This window comes from Synechococcus sp. R6-10 (genome assembly GCF_047461815.1).
Classification (GTDB): Bacteria; Cyanobacteriota; Cyanobacteriia; order Thermostichales; family Thermostichaceae; genus Thermostichus.
Window position 1 is genome coordinate 1 of sequence record NZ_JANSHW010000511.1, and the last position, 1,243, is coordinate 1,243.

Consider the following 1,243-nt stretch of genomic DNA (forward strand, 5'->3'; position numbering starts at 1 on the left):
CCGGTAGAGCTGCCCCCTCCCCCCAAAAACGAGGAGCTGATTGCTTTTGTGGAAGAGCAGGCTCAGGAGGGCATTCGCTCCATTCTCAGGCAGTTTTTGGACAAGACCAGCCGGGAACAACAACTGGAGGAGCTCAAGGCCAAGCTGGAGGCCCAAATCCAGGAACGGCCAGAGGGGGATCCCTTGCGGCTCTATCTTCTGGAAAACCCCAAAGAGTTGGACAACCAGTTCAAGGCTCTGCTCAAGAAGCTGATGCGCCAGCAAATCCTGCAAGAGGGGGTGCGGGTGGATGGACGCAAGCTGGACGAGGTGCGACCGGTCTCTTGCCGGGTGGGTTTGATCCCAAGGGTTCACGGTAGTGCCTTGTTCAATCGCGGCCTCACCCAAGTCCTTTCCATTACCACCCTCGGCACCCCCGGCGATGCCCAGGAGCTGGACGACTTGCACCCGGTGGATGAGAAGCGCTACATGCACCACTACAATTTTCCGGGCTTTTCAGTGGGAGAAACGCGGCCTTCACGCTCCCCGGGACGGCGGGAGATCGGTCATGGGGCGCTGGCGGAGCGGGCCTTGGTGCCGGTGCTGCCCAAGGAAGAGGAGTTTCCCTATGTGGTGAGGGTGGTCTCGGAAGTGCTCTCCTCCAACGGCTCCACCTCGATGGGATCCGTCTGTGGCTCCACTCTTTCCCTAATGGATGCTGGGGTGCCGATCAAAGCGCCGGTCAGCGGGGTGGCCATGGGTCTTATCAAGGAGGGGGACGAGGTGCGCATCCTCACCGACATCCAGGGGATCGAGGACTTTCTGGGCGACATGGACTTCAAGGTGGCCGGTACGCGGGCGGGGATCACCGCTCTGCAAATGGACATGAAAATCACCGGCATCACCGTTGACGTGGTGGAACAGGCCATCCGGCAAGCCAAGGCCGGACGCGAGTTCATCCTCGACAAGATGCTGGAGACGATTGCTGCGCCTCGACCCCAGTTGGCCAAAACGGCTCCCCGTCTGCTCACGTTCAAGGTGGATCCGGAGGACATCGGCAAGATCATCGGCCCCGGTGGCAAGACCGTGCGCGGCATCACCGAAGCGACAGGGGCCAAGGTGGACATCAGCGACGACGGCACAATCACCGTGTCTTCCTCGGTGGGCGGCCAGGCGGAGGCGGCGCGGGCGATGATCGAAAATCTGGTGCGGCGGGTGGAAGAGGGGCAGGTGTATTTGGGCAAGGTGACCCGCATCATCCCCA

At 61.5% G+C, this 1,243-nt stretch carries 1 protein-coding gene; it reads left to right on the forward strand.

All coding sequences use genetic code 11. From position 1 onward, the window contains the following. A partial coding sequence (locus tag NW837_RS12955; RefSeq protein ID WP_414332058.1) for a polyribonucleotide nucleotidyltransferase occupies nt 1-1,243 on the forward strand: 1,243 nt, incomplete at both ends.